Origin of the sequence: Xanthomonas euroxanthea (assembly GCF_903989455.1) — a bacterium.
GTDB lineage: Bacteria > Pseudomonadota > Gammaproteobacteria > Xanthomonadales > Xanthomonadaceae > Xanthomonas > Xanthomonas euroxanthea.
This window is the reverse complement of the sequence record NZ_LR861803.1, coordinates 1,463,218-1,482,937: the sequence shown is the minus strand read 5'-3', so window position 1 is coordinate 1,482,937 and position 19,720 is coordinate 1,463,218. Positions and strand designations below refer to the sequence as shown.

The 19,720-nt window shown below is 64.8% G+C and carries 15 protein-coding genes and 1 tRNA gene; 2 read left to right on the top strand and 14 right to left on the bottom strand.

The genetic code is table 11. The annotated features are described in order from the left end of the window. Nucleotides 1–246: 246 nt before the first annotated feature. Nucleotides 247–1,026, top strand: coding sequence for a winged helix-turn-helix domain-containing protein (locus H7A86_RS06405; RefSeq protein WP_104582449.1), 780 nt, complete (start codon nt 247–249; stop codon nt 1,024–1,026). Between the two features lie 410 nt (nt 1,027–1,436). Here H7A86_RS06405 and H7A86_RS06400 read toward each other — a convergent pair whose 3' ends face one another. The 13 genes from H7A86_RS06400 to murJ form a co-directional block, all read right to left on the bottom strand. Next, on the bottom strand, nt 1,437–1,823 hold the full coding sequence (locus H7A86_RS06400; RefSeq protein WP_104582448.1) for a DUF805 domain-containing protein: 387 nt from the start codon (nt 1,821–1,823) through the stop codon (nt 1,437–1,439). 297 nt (nt 1,824–2,120) lie between these two features. Beyond that, nucleotides 2,121–3,512, bottom strand: a complete 1,392-nt coding sequence (radA, locus tag H7A86_RS06395; protein WP_104650266.1) for a DNA repair protein RadA — start codon at nt 3,510–3,512, stop codon at nt 2,121–2,123. A 342-nt stretch (nt 3,513–3,854) separates the two neighbouring features. Next, a complete protein-coding gene (locus H7A86_RS06390; protein WP_180708052.1) occupies nt 3,855–5,735 on the bottom strand; it encodes a M61 family metallopeptidase in 1,881 nt (626 codons plus the stop codon). Between the two features lie 188 nt (nt 5,736–5,923). Then, complete coding sequence (cyoD, locus tag H7A86_RS06385; protein ID WP_006450195.1) at nt 5,924–6,259, bottom strand: cytochrome o ubiquinol oxidase subunit IV; 336 nt, start codon at nt 6,257–6,259, stop codon at nt 5,924–5,926. Further along, nucleotides 6,259–6,888 (bottom strand): cytochrome o ubiquinol oxidase subunit III, encoded by a 630-nt coding sequence (cyoC, locus tag H7A86_RS06380; protein WP_180496907.1) that lies wholly within the window; start codon nt 6,886–6,888, stop codon nt 6,259–6,261. The genes cyoD and cyoC overlap by 1 nt, the downstream gene beginning before the upstream one ends. Beyond that, entirely contained in the window at nt 6,885–8,885 is a 2,001-nt protein-coding gene (gene cyoB, locus H7A86_RS06375; RefSeq protein ID WP_119132567.1) for a cytochrome o ubiquinol oxidase subunit I, read from the bottom strand. The genes cyoC and cyoB overlap by 4 nt, the downstream gene beginning before the upstream one ends. Further along, entirely contained in the window at nt 8,885–9,820 is a 936-nt protein-coding gene (gene cyoA, locus H7A86_RS06370; RefSeq protein ID WP_104650267.1) for a ubiquinol oxidase subunit II, read from the bottom strand. Before cyoA ends, cyoB begins: the two co-directional genes overlap by 1 nt. 359 nt (nt 9,821–10,179) lie before the next feature. Continuing rightward, nucleotides 10,180–10,255 (bottom strand) — tRNA-Thr (locus H7A86_RS06365). A 177-nt stretch (nt 10,256–10,432) separates the two neighbouring features. Next, nucleotides 10,433–11,383, bottom strand: coding sequence for a 4-hydroxy-3-methylbut-2-enyl diphosphate reductase (gene ispH, locus H7A86_RS06360; RefSeq protein ID WP_115676372.1), 951 nt, complete (start codon nt 11,381–11,383; stop codon nt 10,433–10,435). Nucleotides 11,384–11,460: 77 nt separating this feature from the next. Then, entirely contained in the window at nt 11,461–11,973 is a 513-nt protein-coding gene (gene lspA / locus H7A86_RS06355) for a signal peptidase II (RefSeq protein WP_104582443.1), read from the bottom strand. Between the two features lie 309 nt (nt 11,974–12,282). After that, on the bottom strand, nt 12,283–15,114 hold the full coding sequence (gene ileS, locus H7A86_RS06350) for an isoleucine--tRNA ligase (protein WP_119132566.1): 2,832 nt from the start codon (nt 15,112–15,114) through the stop codon (nt 12,283–12,285). 6 nt (nt 15,115–15,120) lie between these two features. After that, nucleotides 15,121–16,191, bottom strand: coding sequence for a bifunctional riboflavin kinase/FAD synthetase (locus tag H7A86_RS06345; RefSeq protein ID WP_119132565.1), 1,071 nt, complete (start codon nt 16,189–16,191; stop codon nt 15,121–15,123). Between the two features lie 216 nt (nt 16,192–16,407). Further along, the gene (gene murJ / locus H7A86_RS06340) at nt 16,408–18,012 is read right to left on the bottom strand and encodes a murein biosynthesis integral membrane protein MurJ (protein ID WP_119132564.1); all 1,605 of its coding nucleotides are present in this window, start codon (nt 18,010–18,012) and stop codon (nt 16,408–16,410) included. Nucleotides 18,013–18,128: 116 nt separating this feature from the next. On the opposite strand from murJ, the gene rpsT reads away from it, so the two are divergent. Further along, the gene (gene rpsT / locus H7A86_RS06335; protein WP_002807888.1) at nt 18,129–18,398 is read left to right on the top strand and encodes a 30S ribosomal protein S20; all 270 of its coding nucleotides are present in this window, start codon (nt 18,129–18,131) and stop codon (nt 18,396–18,398) included. Nucleotides 18,399–18,489: 91 nt separating this feature from the next. Here the strand turns inward: rpsT and obgE are convergent, their stop codons facing one another. Then, nucleotides 18,490–19,539, bottom strand: coding sequence for a GTPase ObgE (gene obgE / locus H7A86_RS06330; protein WP_104582439.1), 1,050 nt, complete (start codon nt 19,537–19,539; stop codon nt 18,490–18,492). Nucleotides 19,540–19,720 lie beyond the last annotated feature (181 nt).

The window sequence follows — 19,720 nt, the reverse complement described above, 5'->3', positions numbered from 1 at the left end:
CGTTGCGCCTAAATGAGCGTACGTTAAAGCCGGCCCGCCCGAAGCCGAAGAAAAGTACGCAGCAGTGAAACTTTCTGGCTCCGCAATGGTACATACCATTCGTCCGGCCTCAGGCCGGATCCCCTGGCAGCCAAAGGCGATGGCGATGCACTTATCTATACATGTGGGTTTTGTATTGGCGCCTGCTGCCCACAACAGGCATCCAGCACATGACTGGTACGTGGGCAGACATGGGAAGGCCGGCTGATGCACGGCAACCCTACCGGCAAGCAAGGATCGGCTTTCCTGTTGACGCAGGACGCGCGTCTGGCATCGCAGGTCAATGCGAGCCTTGCACCGCTGGCCCCGAGTTTTGCGGTGTTTTCCGACGAACTCGAACTCCTGCGCTCGCTGCGGCATTCCCCCTGCGAGCTGCTGGTCTTCGACGCGACCTGCGTCGCGTCAGACGACAGCTCGCTGCTGGCCTGGCAACGCTGCCACAGCGGTCATCCCACGCCGCTGATCGTGCTGGGGCGTTTCGACTGTGCGCACGACATTCTGGCCTGGTACCGCGCCGGCGCACACGATGTGCTCGCCCTGCCGTTCAATTCCCACGAACTGCATGTACGCGCGGCATTGGCGCTTTCGCCGGTGGCCGAGGCGTGCTCCGAGAGCCAGCAGCTGAGTGTTGGTCCCTACCACCTGATTCGCGACGAAAATACCGTGTACCTGCACGGCAAGCCGATCGTGCTGACCGCACGCGAGTTCTCGATCGCCTGGCTGTTGTTTTCCAGCCCCGGCGTATGTTTCCGCCGCTGCCAGTTGGCCAAGGCGGTGTGGGGTAGCCACACCGAGTTCACCGACCGCACGATGGAGCAGCACATCTACAAGCTGCGCAAGAAGCTGCAGCTATGCAACCACAGCGGCGTGGTGCGCATCAGAACCGTGTATTCGCATGGGTACAAATTGGAACTTGCTACGCCCGACAAGCACGCGCCCAGCAAGGCCGTCAGCCCCAGCACCGCCCATCACGCCGCGGCCTGTTGATCAACGCGGGCTCGCAACAGCGGCAGCGCGGCGAACGGCGGCGAGCCGCGCTTGCTGCATGCCATCGGCGCCTGCAGTGCAGTGAGCCGTCCGCTGTGATGCGTTGATCTGGTCGGGCATTGGCTGGACTGCTTTTCGCCTGCTGCCACGCCGGGCGGAAAACCTGTCCACCTGGTAGTTCAATCATGTAGTGAACACACGAGCAGGCTCTTGGCCTATTGCCGCTCGACCGCTTCCCACGCCCTGGCAAGACGGATACGTTTTTGCGGTCGGCTCAAATGCCCCTATCGCACCCAGTGCCGCACTCGAACAGGTGCGTGCCCTTTGGCAACCTCCGCCGGCGGCTCTCCAGAAACGACAATGGCGCGGAGGACTCCCCGCGCCATTGTTCGATCAGGCATTGCACCCGGTTACTGCTTGGGATTCTCGCCGTACTCGTTCGGGCCGGGCGTGCCTTCCAGGCACATGAAGACCAGCACGATGAAGCCACCGACGTAGGGCACCAGGCTGATCAGATAGAACCAGCCGGACTTGCCCTGGTCATGCAGGCGACGCACGGTCACCGCAATGCTCGGCACGATCAGTGCCAGTACGAAGATCCCCATGATGGCAAGCACCAGCCATGCCAGTGCGCCGGGACCGTTCTCGCCGCCCATCACTGCCGCCGCGATGCCGAACAAGCCACCCAATACCAGCAGGACGATCGCCTGCAGCAGCATGAACATCCAATATTCCTTGCGGCGCGAGCGGCCATTGAAGTCGGCGTAGCGCTTGAGTGGCAACAACATCCATTCCATCGTGTTCTCCTGGTGACGCGCAGTGGGCGCTGTCTGTGATCCGGTGCACCGTGCAACGGGCCGCGCATGTTGCCATAGCCGCCCTCTGCTGAAAACGGTTTCTTACCGGCTGGCGGCATCTCGCGACTGCTGGCCGACCAACGGTCGCCGCAGTTGCCGGCGGCCAACCCGACAACGTCACTGCTGCAATTCCGCCATCGCGCGGCGCAATGTGTGCGGCCCTGCACCGGCGCGCGCGATCAGCTCACCGCGTGCAGCGCGATGCCCCGCGCACGCGCGCTCCATCCCACGCCGGCATCACTCGGCCGCCGCTTCCAGCGCCTGGCTCAGCCGCTCCACCGCGACGATCTCCATGCCCTTGATGCTGGCAACCTTGGGCGCGTTGGCCTTGGGCACGATCGCGCGCTTGAAGCCATGGGTGGCGGCTTCTTTCAGACGATCCTCGCCGTTGGGCACCGGCCGGATCTCGCCCGACAGCCCCACTTCGCCAAAGGCAATCGTCTTCTCCGACAGCGGCCGGTCGCGCAGCGAGGACAGCACTGCCAGCAGCACCGGCAGATCGGCAGCGGTTTCCTGCACGCGGATGCCGCCGACCACATTGACGAACACGTCCTGGTCGCCCACCACGATGCCGCCGTGGCGATGCAGCACCGCCAGCAGCATCGCCAACCGGTTCTGCTCCAGCCCCACCGCCACGCGCCGCGGATTGGACAGCGGCGAGGCGTCCACCAGTGCCTGCACCTCCACCATCAGCGGCCGGGTGCCTTCGCGGGTGACCATCACGCAACTGCCCGGCTGCTGGGTGCTGCCGCCGGACAGGAAGATCGCCGACGGGTTGGAGACCTCCTTGAGGCCCTTCTCGCCCATCGCGAACACGCCCAGCTCGTTGACCGCCCCGAAGCGGTTCTTGAACGCGCGCAACAGGCGAAACCGGCTACCGCTCTCGCCTTCGAAGTACAGCACCGCATCGACCATGTGTTCCAGCACGCGCGGGCCGGCGATGCCGCCCTCCTTGGTCACATGGCCGACCAGGAACACGGCGGTGCCGGTCTCCTTGGCATAGCGCACCAGCCGCGCCGCGCTCTCGCGCACCTGGCTGACCGAGCCCGGCGCCGCGGTCAGCGACTCGGTCCACAGCGTCTGGACCGAGTCGGCCACGATCAGCTTCGGCCGCGCCACGCTGGCATGCTGCAGGATGTTTTCGATGCCGGTTTCGGCCAGCGCATTCAAGCCTTCCAGCGGCAGATCCAGCCGCACCGCGCGCCCGGCCACCTGTGCCAGCGATTCCTCACCGGTCACGTACAGCACCGGCAGCGTGCTGGCCATGCTCGCCAGCGCCTGCAGCAACAATGTCGACTTGCCGATGCCCGGGTCGCCACCGATCAGCACCACCGCGCCCTCGACCAGCCCGCCCCCCAGTACCCGATCGAACTCGCCGATGCCCGTGGACACACGCGCCTGCTCGGACTGCTGCACATCCTTGAGCGCGGTGATCTTTGGCGCCTCGGCCTTGCCGGCCCAGCCGCTACGCCGCGAGGCCGCAGGCGAGGCCTTGCCGCCGGGCGTGGCGCTTTCGAGCACGATCTCGCTGAGCGTGTTCCAGACCCCGCATTCGGTGCACTGCCCCTGCCACTTGTTGTACTCGGCGCCGCACTCGCCGCAGACATAGGCCGTTTTCGCCTTCGCCATCGTCAGTTAACCCATCGCTTCTGGAGCGACAGGATAGTCGGCGTCAGTCTCAGGATGCGCGACGTTGGCTCGGGAGTCGGGAATCGGGAATCGGGAATCGGGAATCGAACAGCTGACGCCGCCGCAGGAAGGGATGCAAGCACCCATTCCTGCGGCGGCGTTTTCACCTGGCCGCATTGATGAGCGGACCAGTCGGCTGGCGCGCTGTCTTTCGATCGGTCGGCACCGGCATCGGTACCGACGAAGACCGGCGCCTGGCACTGCATGATCGATCGCTCCCGGGCACGCACCGCCAGGTTTTTCCATTGCCCGCTCGAACGGCTGCTCGCAGGCAACCGCCGCTCAGCGCGGCTTGTACAACTCGCTCAGGCGGTCCGGCTTGCCGGGGATACGTTCCAGATGCGGATACAGCAGGCCGCCGTGGTAATCGATGCGCACGGTGTCGTAGCGGTCCAGGCGCTTGACCAGCAGTTCGATCGGCGCGGTGGTGCCCTTGGCCGCCTTGATCGCGTCCTTGATCACCTCGCTGCTGAAGGCGCGGCCGTTGACCGCCACGATGGTGTTGCCGGCGATCAGGCCGGCATTGAAGGCCGGGCCGTCCCACAGCACATCACCGATGTCGCCAGAGGCTTTCAAGGACACGCCAAGCGAATAGGCCAGGTTGGCGTCCTTGTCGTCGCTCTCGTCGGCCTTGGTGGCCAGATTGGGCTCGTCGTTGTAGACCAGCTTCCAGCCATTGGCTTCGATACCGCCGTTCAAGGAACCATGCCCGTCCATGCGGCTGCGCAACAGGCTGGCCCAGTCGTAGGCGGCAATGCCGTTGAGCGTGGCGACGATGTCGTCGAAGGTGTACGGGTTGACGTCCCAGTCGCCGTTGTTCATGCCGAAGAACGCCTTGCCGAAATCGTCGATGGAGCGCTTGTTGTTGGTCAGCGCGCGCAACTTGCTGTCCACTTCCAGCCACATCATCTGGCCGCCGGAATAGTAGTCCTCGCTCATCTGATAGCTGCGGTACGCCTTGGGCCGGCGCATCGACATGGTCGGGTCGTTGGTGGTGTCCTGCACGGTGCGCCAGGCCATGCCGGGGCGCCCGCGCTCATAGCTCGCCGCCACGCCGGCCAGCATCTCGCGCGCCTGGTCCTGCGTCCACAGGCCCGAACGCGCGGCCATCACTTCGCCCCAGAACTGGGTCTGGCCCTCGTACAGCCACAGCAGGCTGTCGCCCATCGGCACGTTGAAGTTGGGCGTGGCCAGGTCGGCGCCACGGCGGTACTTGCCGTTCCAGGAGTGGTTGAACTCGTGCGCGAGCAGGTCGCGCCCGGTCCAGCTCTTGTCCCACTCGGTGAAGTACGTCGGCACGCCGCTGTTTTCGCTGGAGCGGTGATGCTCCAGGCCGATGCCACCCAGTTTCTTGGTCAGCGCCAGCAGGAATTCGTAATGATCGAAATGGCGCGCGCCGTAGAGCTTGTCCATCTGCTGCACCAGCGCTGCATGCGCCTTGATCTGCTCGGGCTTGGCCTCCAGCGACTTGGCTTCGTCGGCGAACACGTTGAGGTAGACCGGCTGCTTGCCGACGCTCAGCTCAACGCGCTTGTAGTACTTGCCGGCGAACATCGGCGAATCGACCAGGTCGTCGAAATCGATCGGCTTGAAGGTCACCGTGTCGCCGACGCGGCGGTCGGTTTCCAGTGCCGTGGCATAGCTCCAGCCGGCTGGCAAGGTGACGCTGGCCTGGGCCTTGATGTTGCGTGCGAACACGCCGGCCGGATACAGCGCGGTGGTGTTCCACTGCAGGTTGAGCATCTCCGGGGTCATCATCACCCGGCCCTGGTTGGGGGCCTGCGGCGAGAGGAACTTGAACTCGGCCACCAGCTCGGTGGCGCCCTGGGGCACGTCCACGGTGAAGGCGTACACATCGAACTGGTCGCGCTTCCACGGCACCACCTTGCCATCGACCTTGATCACCAGACCGGCCAGCTTGTCGATCGGCCCGGTCGGCGAGTGATTGCCGGGAATCCACTGCGGATACAGCAGCGTCATCGGGCCGGGCTTGGCCGGCATGGTGGTTTTGACCTTGAAGATGCGGTGGGCCAGATCGGTGGCATCGACGTCGATCTTCAAGGTGCCGTCGAACGGCACGTCCTGCGGCGCAGCGGTTTGTGCGGCCGCAGGCAACGACAGTGCCGCCAGCAGCGACACGGACAACAAGGTGGGGATCTTCATCGCAACTCCGCAGGGACCTGGAACAGGCAAGCCCACGATGCTAAGCGCCTGCCTGCGCTTCCCCCGTATGCCATAGGTCATGCTGCGCGCCGATTCGCACGCAAAAAAAAAAGCCGCCAGTGACCTGGCGGCTTCGTTCTGTCCGGTATGCGTCGATCCGGCGTGCCGGGATCGGGCGCCATGCCGTCTCAATGCATCATGTTGACGTTCATGTTGTGCAGCACCCACAGCGAACCCACGATCACGATGCCGATGATCAGCAGCGAGAACAGGCCCACCTGCACGTTGGAACGCTGCTCGGGCGAGCGGTCCATGTGCAGGAAGTACACCATGTGCACCAGCATCTGCACCGCGGCCATCAGCGAGATCACGATGACGGTGACGCCCTTGGAGAACGCTCCGCTCATCACCATCGCAAACGGGATGACGGTGAGGATCACGGCCATCACAAAGCCGATCAGGTAGGACTTCAGGCCGCCGGCATGTGCGTCGGCAGCGGTTTCATGCGCGTGGTGATTGGCCATTACAGCGCTCCCAGCAGGTAGACGACGGTGAACACACCGATCCAGATGATGTCCAGGAAATGCCAGAACAGGCTCAGGCAGGCCAGACGCGTGCTGTTGCGCGGGGTCAGGCCGTTCTTGGAGATCTGGATCACCAGCACTGCCATCCACAACAGGCCGGAAGCCACGTGCAGGCCGTGCGTCCCCACCAGGGTGAAGAAGGCCGACAGGAACGCGCTGCGTCCCGGACCCGCCCCTTCGTGGATCAGATGGTTGAACTCCCAGACTTCCATGCACAGAAAGCCGATGCCCAGCAGCGCGGTGACGCCCAGCCAGGCGTACAGCCCGGTCATGTTGCGCTTGTGCGCGGAAATCATCGCAACGCCGAAGCTCAGGCTGCTGAACAACAGCAGGAAGGTTTCCACCAGCACGAACTTCAGGTCGAACAGCTCCTTGGCGGTCGGTCCGTCCACCGTGGCGCCGGAGAGCACCGCATAGGTGGCGAACAGGCCGGCGAACAGCAGGCAGTCGCTCATCAGGTAGACCCAGAATCCGAAGACGGTGTTGCCACCGGCATCGTGATGTTCGTGGTCGTCGTGGCCGCCCGCGTGGGCGGCGTGGTCTAGCGTGGTCGAGGAAGACATGGTCATACCACCTTCGCGGCCTGCGCCGCATGTTGCTGTTCGAGCAGGGCAAAGCGCGCGTTTTCGATACGCTCCACTTCGTCGGCCGGCACCCAGTAATCGATGTCGTCATCGAAGGTACGGGCGATGAAGCTGCCGATCATGCCGACCAGGCCGACGATGGCCAGCCACCAGATGTGCCAGATCAGACCGAAGCCCATCAGCACGCTGAAGGCGCCGATATACACGCCTGCACCGGTGTTGCGCGGCATGTGGATGGCCTCGTACTTGGACGGACGCACCCAGCCCTTGCCGTTCTGCTTGTCGGCCCAGAACTGATCGCGGTCGTCGATGTGCGGCAGCACGGCGAAGTTGTAGAACGGCGGCGGCGAGGAGGTGGCCCACTCCAGCGTACGGCCATCCCACGGATCGCCCGTGTAGTCCATGTGCTCCTTGCGCTTCCACACGCTGTAACCGATCTGCACCAGGTTCAGGAAGATACCCAGGCCGATGATCGCAGCACCGGCCGCGGCGACATACAGCCACGGCGCCCACTCGGGGTGGTTGTAGGTGTTCATGCGACGGGTCATGCCCATGAAGCCGAGCACGTACAGCGGCATGAAGGCCACGAAGAAGCCGATGATCCAGCACCAGAACGAGGCCTTGCCGATCTTCTCGTTGAGCTTGAAGCCGAACGCCTTCGGGAACCAATAGGTCAGGCCGGCCAGGTAGCCGAACACCACGCCGCCGATGATCACGTTATGGAAGTGCGCGATCAGGAACAGGCTGTTGTGCAGCACGAAGTCCACTGCCGGGATCGCCAGCATCACGCCGGTCATGCCGCCGATGGTGAAAGTGATGATGAAGCCGATCGTCCACAGCACCGGCGAGGTCATGTGCACACGACCGCGGAACATGGTGAACAGCCAGTTGAAGATCTTCACGCCGGTCGGGATCGAGATGATCATCGTCGTGATGCCGAAGAAGGCATTGACGTTGGCACCCGAGCCCATGGTGAAGAAGTGGTGCAACCACACCACGAACGACAGCACGCCGATGCACGAGGTGGCGTAGACCATCGAGGTGTAGCCGAACAGGCGCTTGCGGCTGTAGGTGGCGATCAACTCGGAGAAGATGCCGAACGCCGGCAGGATCAGGATATAGACTTCCGGGTGACCCCAGATCCAGATCAGGTTGACGTACATCATGGCGTTGCCGCCACCGTCATTGGTGAAGAAGTGCGTGCCCAGGTAACGGTCGGCGCCCAGCAGCGCCAGCGCCACGGTCAGGATCGGGAATGCGGCGATGATCAGGATGTTGGTGATCAGCGCGGTCCAGGTGAAGATCGGCATGCGCATCAGGGTCATGCCCGGCGCGCGCATCCGCATGATCGTCACGAAGAAGTTGATGCCGGTCAGCAAGGTGCCCAGGCCTGAGACCTGCAGCGCCCAGATGTAGTAGTCGACGCCGACCCCCGGACTGTATTCCAGCCCCGACAACGGCGGATACGCCAGCCAGCCGGTCTGGGCGAATTCGCCGACACCCAGCGAGATGTTGATCAGCGCCGCACCGGCCACGAACAGCCAGAAGCTCAGCGAGTTCAGGAACGGGAACGCCACGTCGCGCGCACCGATCTGCAGCGGCACGATCAGGTTCAACAGGCCGGTCATGAACGGCATGGCCATGAAGAAGATCATGATCACGCCGTGCGCGGTGAAGATCTGGTCGTAGTGATGCGGCGGCAGCACGCCTTCGCCGCCGTTACCCGCCAGCGCCTGCTGGGTGCGCATCATCGCCGCATCGGCGAAGCCGCGCAGCAACATGACCAGCGCCACGATGATGTACATCACGCCGATGCGCTTGTGGTCAACCGAGGTGAACCACTCGTTCCACAGGTAGCCCCACAGCTTGTACTTGGTGATGGCGCCCGCGATGAGCAGGCCGAGCAGGCCTGCACCACCGAGTGCGACCATGATGATCGGCTCGTGGTACGGAACCGCCTCGATCGTAAGTTTGCCTAGCATCACTTGTCTCCAGAAGTGCACATGGCAACCGGCTCTGCAGCCGCTGCCTGATGGTCGCCATGGCCTTTGTTATGGCCCGGACCATTCATGTATTTGTCGACGAGCGAGCGGAACATGCCGTCCTGCACCGACGAGTAGTAGGTGACCGGATACTGTTCCTTGTCGTTGCGATTGGCTGCCAGCACCTGGTACTCGGCGGCGTTCAACGCGGTCGGCGATGCCTTGACCTTGGCCACCCATGCATCGAAGCCGGCCTGATCGACGGCATGCGCCTTGAAGCTCATCTTCGAGAAACCGTGACCGCTGTAGTTGGTCGACAGGCCGAAGTATTCGCCCGGCTCGTTGGCCACCAGGTGCAGCTTAGTTTCCATGCCGGCCATCGCGTAGATCATCGTGCCCAGGTGCGGGATGAAGAACGAATTCATCACCGTGTCGGAGGTGATCTTGAAGTTCAGCGGCGTATGCACCGGGAACGCGATTTCGTTGACTGTGGCGATGTTCTGGTCCGGGTAGATGAACATCCACTTCCAGTCCAGCGACACCGCTTCGATGGTGATCGGCTTGACGTCCGAATCCAGCGGCCGGTACGGGTCCAGCGCGTGCGAGGAGCGCCAGGTCAGCACCGCCAGCACCAGGATGATCACGCACGGGATCGACCACACCACCACCTCGATCGCGGTGGAGTGCGACCAGTCCGGCTCGTAGCGTGCCTTCGTGTTGGATGCGCGGTATTTCCACGCGAACGCAATCGTCATCACGATCACCGGGATGACCACGATCAGCATCAGCACGACCGAGGTGATCAGCAGCTGCTTCTCGTCGTGGCCGATCTGGCCTTTCGGATTGAGAATGGCCGAACTGCAGCCTGCCAACAGCAGGAACGGCAGCATCAGGCCTGGACGAAGTACACGCCCGAGATGTTTCAACGGAATCATCGGTCGATCCAAGTGCGAAGGAACGCCAGCCTCGTTCGTCGTATCCAGGTGGGACTTGTCCTGACGGCACGCTTCCTGAAGGAAGGTGGCCACGCAGACCGAAGACACGAGTTAGCTCCCTGATTTTAGACTTTGCTGCACCTGCACGAAACCCATCGGCAATGATCTGTCGCAATTAATGCGCGCAAAACTGTGCGACATGTTGTCGCAGCGCTGCGCAGGACGACAAAGATGCAGCCGCGACCATCGATTGCGGCCGGCACGACGTGCCGCGTATATGGCCGGGCCAGCGGCAAGATGCGCGTGCTTCGGCCCAAACGCAGCTGGGCCGACCAATGGTCGACCCAGTGTTGAAGCAATGGTGCCGGAAATAGGAATCGAACCTACGACCTACGCATTACGAATGCGCCGCTCTACCAACTGAGCTATTCCGGCGAGCCGTGCATTGTAGGAGCGGAGCCGGTGCCCGGTCAATCGCCGCCAGGCGGCGCACTACGTATCCCGGGCCCGGACCTGTTGGCCATGGCCGGCGGAGGGCGACCACCTGCAGCTGCGAAGCAGCCGGGCTAGCCGCGAGGACCCGCCACCGCAAGCAGCCCGGAGCGCCAGCTGTCAGCTGACCAGGCGCAACCGCAATTCCTTGGGCAGCGCGAACACCATCGATTCCGGCTCGCCTTCCAGCTCCGACACACTGCTGGCGCCCAGCTCGCGCAACCGCGCCAGCACGCCATCGACCAGCACCTGCGGCGCGGAGGCGCCGGCGGTCAGGCCGATGTGTTGCTTGCCGACGATCCAGGCCGGGTCGATCTCGCTGGCGTTGTCGATCAGGTAGGACTCCACCCCGTCGCGCCGGGCCAGCTCGCTGAGGCGATTGGAATTGGAGCTGTTGGGCGAACCGACCACCAGCACCAGATCGCATTGGCGCGCGAGATCGCGCACCGCGTCCTGGCGGTTCTGGGTGGCGTAGCAGATATCGTCGTGGCGCGGCCCCTGCATGGCCGGGTAGCGCGCACGCAGGGCCTCGATGATGCCCATGGTGTCGTCCACCGACAGCGTGGTCTGGGTGGTGTAGGCAATGTTCTCCGGCTGGCGGATCTGCAGCGTGGAAACCTGCTCGATGTCCTCGACCAGATAGATCGTGCCCGCGCCGCGTTCGCGGCTCCACTGCCCCATCGTGCCCTCAACCTCCGGGTGTCCGGCGTGGCCGATCAGCACCACGTCGCGACCGGCCCGGCAATGCCGCGCCACCTCGAAATGCACCTTGGTCACCAACGGGCAGGTCGCGTCGAACACCTTCAGCCCGCGGCGCTCGGCTTCCTGCCGCACCGCCTGCGAGACGCCGTGTGCGCTGAAGATCACCGTGGCGTTGTCCGGCACCTCGTCCAGCTCTTCGACGAAGACCGCGCCGCGCTGCTTGAGGTCGTCGACCACGAAGCGATTGTGCACCACTTCATGGCGCACATAGATCGGCGCGCCCAGCGTTTCGATCGCGCGCTTGACGATCTCGATCGCACGGTCGACACCGGCACAGAAACCACGGGGATTGGCGAGCAGGACATCCATGGCGGGCATTCTACGGGAATGGGGAATGGAGGATGGAACCGGGCGATGCCGGTACGCCGCGACTTCAGCGACGATTCCTACTTCCGGATCCCCGCCTCCCGCTTGCCGGACCTGTCGAACAGGCCGAATACCGCGATGCCGATGGCGCCGCCCACGATCGCCGAGTCGGCGATGTTGAACGCAGGCCAGGTATGGCTGCCGATATACCACTGGATGAAATCGACCACGTGGCCGTGCATCAGGCGGTCGATCACGTTGCCGATCGCCCCACCGATCACCAGCGCATACGGCAACGCGCTGCGCCATTCGCCGCGCGCGGTGCGCGACAGCCAGAATGCCAGCAGCCCGCTGATGCCCACTGCCAGCGCAGTGAAGAACCACAGCTGCCAGCCGCCGGCATCGCTCAGGAAGCTGAAGGCAGCACCGGTGTTGTAGGTGCGGTACCAGTTCCAGAAGCCGTCGATCACCGGCACCGGGGTGTACTCGGGCAGGCTGGACAGCACCCAGGCCTTGCTCCACTGGTCCAGCCCGACCACCAGTGCCGACAGCAGCAACCAGATCAGGGCGGAGGGTTTGGGGCGTTGACTCATGTCGAAAGATCGCAGTTGGTGGTGACTTCTCCGACGCCGGAGAAGATGCCTGGATGGCGTTGGGGATGGCGGTGAGCAGAACAAAAGCTGGAAGACAGGCGGGCAAGGATGGCATGGACGCCCGAGCCAGCCGCCCTGCCCCGCATTGCCGCGTGCGCCACGCTTCAGCAAGCGAGGGACTGCGGCACCGGGGCCATCGACGGCAGCGGTGGCTGCCGATGAGCTCGCGCGCAGGCGCACGCCCGGCCCATCCGGGTCTCGATCACGCGTGGCAGGATCGGCCCGCCACGCGCAATCATGCGCACCCCATCAGAACCAGCGACGCTCCTCGCCGGGGCCTTCGATATTGCTGACGCAGCGGCTGCACAGTTCCGGGTGACGCGGATCGCTGCCCACGCTGGCCTGGTGGTGCCAGCAGCGCACGCACTTGGCCTTGCTGGTCGGCTGCGCGCTGACGAAGATGTCGTCGGTGCTGGCCGCGGTGACGGTGACATCGCCACTGATGAACAGGAAGCGCAGCTCCTCGGCCAGCGGCTGCCAACGCGCGGCAGTCTGTGCATCGGCAGCCACGGTGATCTCCGCCTCCAGCGCCGCACCGATCGCGCCATTGGCACGCATCGGCTCCAGCACCTTGGCCACCTGCTCGCGCAAGGCCAGCAACTTGTCGACATCCGCACCGGTCAATGCAGCATCGGCCGGCAGCGGCGCCAGGCCGTCGTACCAGGTGGCGAACAGCACGTTATCGGTGTGCTTGCCCGGCAGGTAGCCCCACAGCTCTTCGGCGGTGAAGCTCAGCACCGGTGCGATCCAGCGCACGAACGCCTCGGCCACGTGATACATCGCGCTCTGCGCCGAACGGCGGCCGCGTGCATCCTCGGCCATCGTGTACAGACGGTCCTTGGTCACGTCCAGATACAGCGAGCCCAGATCCACGCTGCAGAAATTCAGCAGCGCCTGCACGATCTCGGCAAAGTCGTAGCGCGCATACGCGGCGACGATCTTCTCCTGCAGCTCGTGCGCGCGATGCACGATCCAGCGGTCCAGCAGCACCATGTCGTCCAGCGCCACCAGATGCTGCAACGGATCGAAGCCATGCAGGTTGCCGAGCAGGAAGCGCGCGGTATTGCGCAGGCGACGGTACGCGTCGGCATTGCGCTTGAGGATCTCCTGCGACAGCGACATCTCGTTGCTGTAATCGGCCGAGGCGATCCACAGGCGCAGGATGTCCGCGCCCAGGGTCTTCATGATGTCCTGCGGCTCGATGCCGTTGCCCAGCGACTTGGACATCTTGCGGCCGTGCTCGTCCACCGTGAAGCCGTGGGTCAGGCACTGCTTGTACGGCGCCGCCCTGTCCATCGCCACGCCGGTCAGCAGCGAGGACTGGAACCAGCCACGGTGCTGATCGGAGCCTTCCAGGTACAGGTCGGCCGGCTTGGGCAGACCGCGGTCCACCAGCACCGCTTCATGGGTCACGCCGGAGTCGAACCACACATCCAGGATGTCGGTGATCTTGTCGTAGTCGGCGGCCTCATCGCCCAGCAGTTCGGCCGCGTCCAGCGTGTACCACACGTCCACGCCGCCCAGCTCCACGCGGTCGGCGACCTGGCGCAGCAACTCGGTGCTGCGCGGATGCGGCTCGCCGGTTTCGCGATGCACGAACAAGGCGATCGGCACGCCCCAGGTGCGCTGGCGCGAAATCGTCCAGTCCGGACGCCCGTCGACCATGCCGGCGATGCGTGCCTGGCCCCAGGACGGATACCAATGCACGTTGTCGATGGCCGCCAGCGCATCGGCGCGCAGGTTGGCCTGCTCCATCGAGATGAACCACTGCGGCGTGGCGCGGAATGCGATCGGCGTCTTGTGGCGCCAGCAATGCGGATAGCTGTGTTCCATCTTGCTGGCCGCCAGCAGCACGCCGGTGTCGCGCAGCGCCTCGATGAGGATGTCGTTGGCCTTCCAGATGTGCAGCCCGGCCAGCACGGTCTCGCCCAGCGGCGGCGTGGACGGCAGGTACACGCCGCGCCCGTCCACCGGGTTGATCTGCGCAGCGCCATAACGCTCGAGCAGGCCGTACTGCTTGGAGACCTGGTAGTCCTCCTGGCCATGTCCCGGTGCGGTGTGCACCGCGCCGGTACCGTCCTCGGCCGACACGTGGTCGCCCAGCAACACCGGGATTTCGCGCTCGGCATAGAACGGGTGGTTCAGCAGCATCTGCTCCAGCGCCGCACCCTTGGCATGCCCGTGCACCACCACCGTGTCCACGCCGTAGCGCGCCAGCGCCTTGCCGGCCAGGGCTTCGGCGACCACCAGCCAGCGCGGCTGGCCGCGATCGGCGGGGCCTTCGACCAGCACGTAGTCCAGGTCCGCGCCCAGGCTCACCGCCAGCGACGCCGGCAGCGTCCACGGGGTGGTGGTCCAGATCGGCACCGCCACGCCCACGCCCGCCGGCAGGCTCGCGCCGAATGCAGCAGCCACGGCCGCCGGATCGCGCGCCGGATAGGCGATATCCACCGTCGGCGACACCTTGTCGGCGTATTCGATCTCGGCCTCGGCCAGCGCCGAGCCACAGTCGAAGCACCAATGCACCGGCTTGACGCCGCGGGTCAGATGGCCGTTGTCGACCACCTTGGCCAGCGCACGGATCTCGTTGGCCTCGAAGCGGAAATCCAGCGTCTTGTACGGGTTGTCCCAGTCGCCGATCACGCCCAGGCGCTTGAAGTCGCGCCGCTGCAGGTCGATCTGCTCGGTGGCGTATTCACGGCACTTCTGGCGGAATTGCGCCGCATCCAGCTTCACGCCGACCTTGCCGTACTTTTTCTCGATCGCGATCTCGATTGGCAGGCCGTGGCAGTCCCAACCCGGGATGTAGGGCGCATCGAAGCCAGCCAGGTATTTCGACTTGACGATGATGTCCTTGAGGATCTTGTTGACCGCGTGGCCCAGATGGATCTGGCCATTGGCATACGGCGGGCCGTCGTGCAGCACGAACAGCGGGCGCCCGGCCGCATTGGCGCGCAGTTGCGCGTACAGCCCCTCGCGCTCCCAGCGCTCCAGCATCGCCGGCTCGCGCTTGGGCAGGTCGCCGCGCATCGGGAATTCCGTCGCGGGCAGATGGAGAGTGGCTTTGTAGTCTTGGGTCACAGGTCTCTACCGTTGCGCTGGATTTTTTGATAAGTCCGCACATGGATGTGCGGGCTCTTGCGAGGGACTCGCATCATAGGTCGGCTCCTGCGAGGGACTCGCATCATAGGCGGGCTGTTGCGAGGAATTCGCGTGTGTCGCAGAAACTGCATGCCTGTCCAGCACCGCACGCGCCTGCTCGGCATCGTGGTGCATCTGCACCGTCAGCGCGTCCAGGCCGTCGAACTTCTCTTCGTCGCGCAGCTTGGCGACGAATTCGACGGCGATATGCCGGCCATACAGATCGCCCTGGAAATCGAACAGGTGCGCTTCCAGCAGCGGCTCCACGCCGGCCACCGTCGGCCGCGTGCCGAAGCTGGAGACCGACGGCCACGGCCGCTCGGCCACACCATGCACCCAGGTTGCGTAAATACCCGACAGCGCCGGCGTGCGCGGAAATCGCAGATTGGCGGTCGGATAGCCCAACGTGCGTCCAAGCTGCTTGCCGCGCACCACCCGCCCGCCAATGGCATACGGCCGGCCAAGCAATTGCCCGGCGTGCGCGAACTCGCCTGCACCCAGCAGCTCGCGGATGCGCGTGGCCGAGATGCGCTCGCCGTGCAGATGCACCGGCGCGATTTCGCCCGCCTCAAATCCGTAGTGCGCACCGAGCGCGCGCAGCAGGCCGATATCGCCACCACGCCGATGGCCGAAACGGAACTCCGGGCCGATCCAGACCTCCTTGGCGCATAGCCGGCCGACCAGGGCCAGCCGCACGAAATCCTCGGCGCTCATCGCCGACAGGCGGCCGTCGAAACGGATCATGCCCACGCTGTCGGCACCGAAGCCGTGCAGCCCTTCGATCTTGGCGCGGGCCAGGGTCAGCCGGGGCGGCGGCGCGGCCGGGGCGAAAAATTCGCGCGGCAGCGGCTCGAAGCTCACCGCCACCGCCGGCACGCCCAGCGCGCGCGCGCGCGCGACTGCGTGCTGCACCAATGCCCGATGCCCCAGGTGCAGGCCATCAAAGGCGCCGATGCAGACCACGCTTCCGTGCGGGAACAGCGTCCCGCCCTCGACGTCTCTAAACAGCCTGCTCATTCCTCGATCCAAACAGATGCCGGCCTGCCGGCCGACCCTCGTTGATGCATAACCCGCAAGTATAGCCGTGCCTGTCAACCCGCATGGGCGCCGCCCGGCCGGTGCCGCGCGAGCTGCGTCCCGGAAGCGGGCAGGCGATTGCGCGCCCGCCTGGCCCGGCATCAACCCCCACCGTCTGACCGATGGCTCTGCACCCGCGGCCGACTTGGCAGGCGACTAGCCTTCGCGCAGATGCCGCGGCCGCAAACCGAGCGCCACCTGCGCCACCAGATAAGTCGCCCCGCCGCTACCGACCAGCACTGCCAGCCAGCCGATGCGATCCCACTTGCCCATCACGGTGAACGATGGCAGCCACCACAGCAGGCTCAACAGCACCGCCACCATCGCCGCGCACGCCAGCAGCAGGCGCAGCGCATAGCCTGCCCAACCCGGCCGGCGCTGGTAGACGCCGGACTTGCCCAGCCAGTACCACAGCAAGCCCAGGTTGAGGTAACTCGACAGCGCGCTGGCAATGCCCAGCGCCAGATGCAGACCCGGCTGCTTGCCCAGCGCCTGCATCACGCCCTGCGCCTTGAGCTCGGGCGGCACCATGACCTGGTAGACCACCGCCAGCAAGGCGAAGTTGAACACCATGTTGGCGATCAACGCCGCCACGCCGGCCCGCACCGGGGTACGGGTGTCCTGGCGGGCGTAGAAGGCCGGCAGCAGCACCTTGAGCATGGCGTACGCCGGCAGGCCAAAGCTCAGGCCATAGACCGACATCGCGGTCATCCGCGTATCGAAGGCAGTGAACTGGCGGTACTGGAACAAGGTCGCCACCAGCGGCTCGGCCAGCAGCAGCAAGCCGAGCATTGCCGGCACTGCGATCAACAGCGTGGTGCGGAACCCCCAGTCCAGCGCGCCGGAGAACGCACTGCGGTCGGTCTTGACGTGATGGCGCGCCAGCGCCGGCAGGATCACCGTGCCCAGTGCCACCCCGAACACGCCCAGCGGCAGCTCCAGAAAGCGGTCGGCCAGCGACAGCCACGACTGCGAGCCATCGGTCAGCCTGGCGGCGATGACGGTGTCCAGCAGCAGGTTGATCTGCGCGATAGAAGAGCCGAATAGGGTCGGCACCATCAGGGTCAGCACCTTGCGCACGCCTGGATGTTGCCAGCCCCAGCGCGGCAGGGTCAGCAGGTTGATGCCTTTCAGCGAAGGCAGCTGGAACAGCAACTGCAGCATGCCTGCCGCCAGCACCGCCCAGCCCAGCGCGATGATCTGCTTTTCCGGAGTGCCGCCCAGCTTCGGCGCCAGCCACACGGCGCCGGCGATCATGCATAGGTTGAGGATCACCGGGGTCAGCGCCGGCATGGCGAACTTCTGGAAACTGTTCAGCGCCCCGCCGGCCAGCGCAGTCAGCGAGACGAACAGCAGGAACGGGAAGGTCAGACGAAACAGATCCACCAGCAGGCCATGCTTGGCCGGATCGGTATCCACCCCGCTGGAGAACAGCGTGGCCAACTGCGGCGCAAAGATCAGCGCCAGCGCAGTGACCAGCAGCAGCACCCCGCCCAGGGTGCCCGCCACGCACGCCATCAGCTCGCGCAGCTCGGCATGCGGGCGGGTTTCCTTGACCTCGGTGAACACCGGCACGAACGCCGTGGCGAAGGAGCCTTCGGCAAACAGCCGCCGCAGGAAATTGGGGACCCGGAAGGCCGTCCAGAACGCATCGGTGATCGCATTGGTGCCGAAGGTGGTGGTGATGACTTGGTCGCGCACCAGCCCCAGCACCCGCGACACCATGGTCATACTGCTGAATGAGAGCAGGCCTCTCAACATGCCGGGCTTGCTCACGCAGCCTCCCTCTTGACAACTGACTTGACGTACATAACTAAGCCCATCATACTTTCCCGCTTGCTTTTTCCACTACACCGATTTTTCAGGAACCCACCACCGTGGCCAATATCAAGTCCGCCAAGAAGCGCGCCAAGCAGACCGTTGTGCGCAATGAGCGCAACACGGGCCAGCGTTCGATGCTGCGCACCGCCGTCAAGAAGGTGATCAAGGCCCTTGACGCCAACGATGCTGCAGGCGCCGAAGCTGCTTTCGCCGTCGCTCAGCCCATCCTCGACCGTTTCAGTGCCCGTGGCCTGATTCACAAGAACAAGGCTGCGCGTCACAAGAGCCGTCTGACCGCTCGCATCAAGGCCATCAAGGCCGCGTAAGCGCGCCGTGTCGGCATCACCGCAGGCCTGGCCTGCGGTGGCATAGAAAAACCCGGCCTTGGCCGGGTTTTTTGTGTGCCTGCGCATGCGCTCAGCCGGCATTGCGTGCCTCGAGCTCGTCCTCGCGCTGACGGTCGAAGAACGCCATGACGTCCTTCATGATCGGGAAGGTGCCATCGCGGCCCAGCGCCGAGACCAGATACCACGGCGCGGTCCAGCCCAGTTCGGCCACGATCGTCTCGGCCGCAGCCCGCGCCTCGTCCTCGAACATCAGGTCGGCCTTGTTGAGCACCAGCCAGCGCGGCTTCTTCAGCAATTCGGGATCGTGACGTTCCAGTTCGCGCTCGATGGTGCGCACCTGGTCCACCGGCGACGCCTCCACGCCACCATCCATCGGCGAAATGTCCACCAGATGCAGCAGCAGGCGGGTGCGCTGCAGATGGCGCAGGAACTGCGTGCCCAGCCCGGCACCGTCGGCCGCGCCCTCGATCAGGCCCGGCACGTCGGCGATGACGAAGCTGCGATAAGCCTCGACACTGACCACGCCCAGATTCGGATACAGGGTGGTGAACGGATAGTCGGCCACCTTCGGGGTCGCCGAGGACACCGCGCGGATCAGCGTGCTCTTGCCCGCGTTGGGAAAGCCCAGCAGGCCGACGTCGGCCAGCAGCTTCAGCTCCAGCTTGAGCAAGCGCTCCTCGCCCTCTTCACCGGTGGTGGACTGGCGCGGCGCACGGTTGACCGAGCTTTTGAAATGCATGTTGCCCAGGCCGCCCTTGCCGCCCTTGGCCACCAGCAGGCGATCGCCATGCTGGGTCAGGTCGCCGATGACTTCGTCGGTCTGCACGTTCATCACCACGGTGCCGACCGGCACCACGATGATGCGGTCTTCGCCACCCTTGCCGTAGGCCTGGCGACCCATGCCGTTCTCGCCGCGCTGCGCCTTGAAGGTGCGCTCATGCCGGAAGTCGACCAGCGTATTGACGTTCTCGTCGGCCACGATCCACACGCTGCCGCCGTTGCCGCCATCACCGCCGTCGGGCCCGCCGAGCGGGATGAACTTCTCGCGGCGAAAGCCGACACAGCCATTGCCGCCATTGCCGGCACTGACCAGGATTTCTGCTTCGTCGACTAACTTCATGAGCTTGCAACCGGGAATTGGGAATGGGGAATAGGGAATCGGCCAAAGAAACCAGCCTACCCCCTGCCGGCGAGCGCACTCACCAGCAAGACAGCAAAGAGCGAGAAGAAACCTGGAGCCGGCTTTTCCGATTCCCGATTCCCTATTCCCCACTCCCGGCCGTCAAACGAAAAACCCCGCA

Coding starts and splice junctions, on each gene's coding strand:
- H7A86_RS06390 (WP_180708052.1), bottom strand. CDS start 5,735: ATGAAGATCCCCACCTTGTTGTCCGTGTCGCTGCTGGCGGCACTGTCG.
- H7A86_RS06400 (WP_104582448.1), bottom strand. CDS start 1,823: ATGGAATGGATGTTGTTGCCACTCAAGCGCTACGCCGACTTCAATGGC.
- cyoD (WP_006450195.1), bottom strand. CDS start 6,259: ATGGCCAATCACCACGCGCATGAAACCGCTGCCGACGCACATGCCGGC.
- murJ (WP_119132564.1), bottom strand. CDS start 18,012: ATGTTGAGAGGCCTGCTCTCATTCAGCAGTATGACCATGGTGTCGCGG.
- cyoA (WP_104650267.1), bottom strand. CDS start 9,820: ATGATTCCGTTGAAACATCTCGGGCGTGTACTTCGTCCAGGCCTGATG.
- obgE (WP_104582439.1), bottom strand. CDS start 19,539: ATGAAGTTAGTCGACGAAGCAGAAATCCTGGTCAGTGCCGGCAATGGC.
- cyoB (WP_119132567.1), bottom strand. CDS start 8,885: ATGCTAGGCAAACTTACGATCGAGGCGGTTCCGTACCACGAGCCGATC.
- radA (WP_104650266.1), bottom strand. CDS start 3,512: ATGGCGAAGGCGAAAACGGCCTATGTCTGCGGCGAGTGCGGCGCCGAG.
- ispH (WP_115676372.1), bottom strand. CDS start 11,383: ATGGATGTCCTGCTCGCCAATCCCCGTGGTTTCTGTGCCGGTGTCGAC.
- lspA (WP_104582443.1), bottom strand. CDS start 11,973: ATGAGTCAACGCCCCAAACCCTCCGCCCTGATCTGGTTGCTGCTGTCG.
- H7A86_RS06345 (WP_119132565.1), bottom strand. CDS start 16,191: ATGAGCAGGCTGTTTAGAGACGTCGAGGGCGGGACGCTGTTCCCGCAC.
- cyoC (WP_180496907.1), bottom strand. CDS start 6,888: ATGACCATGTCTTCCTCGACCACGCTAGACCACGCCGCCCACGCGGGC.
- H7A86_RS06405 (WP_104582449.1), top strand. CDS start 247: ATGCACGGCAACCCTACCGGCAAGCAAGGATCGGCTTTCCTGTTGACG.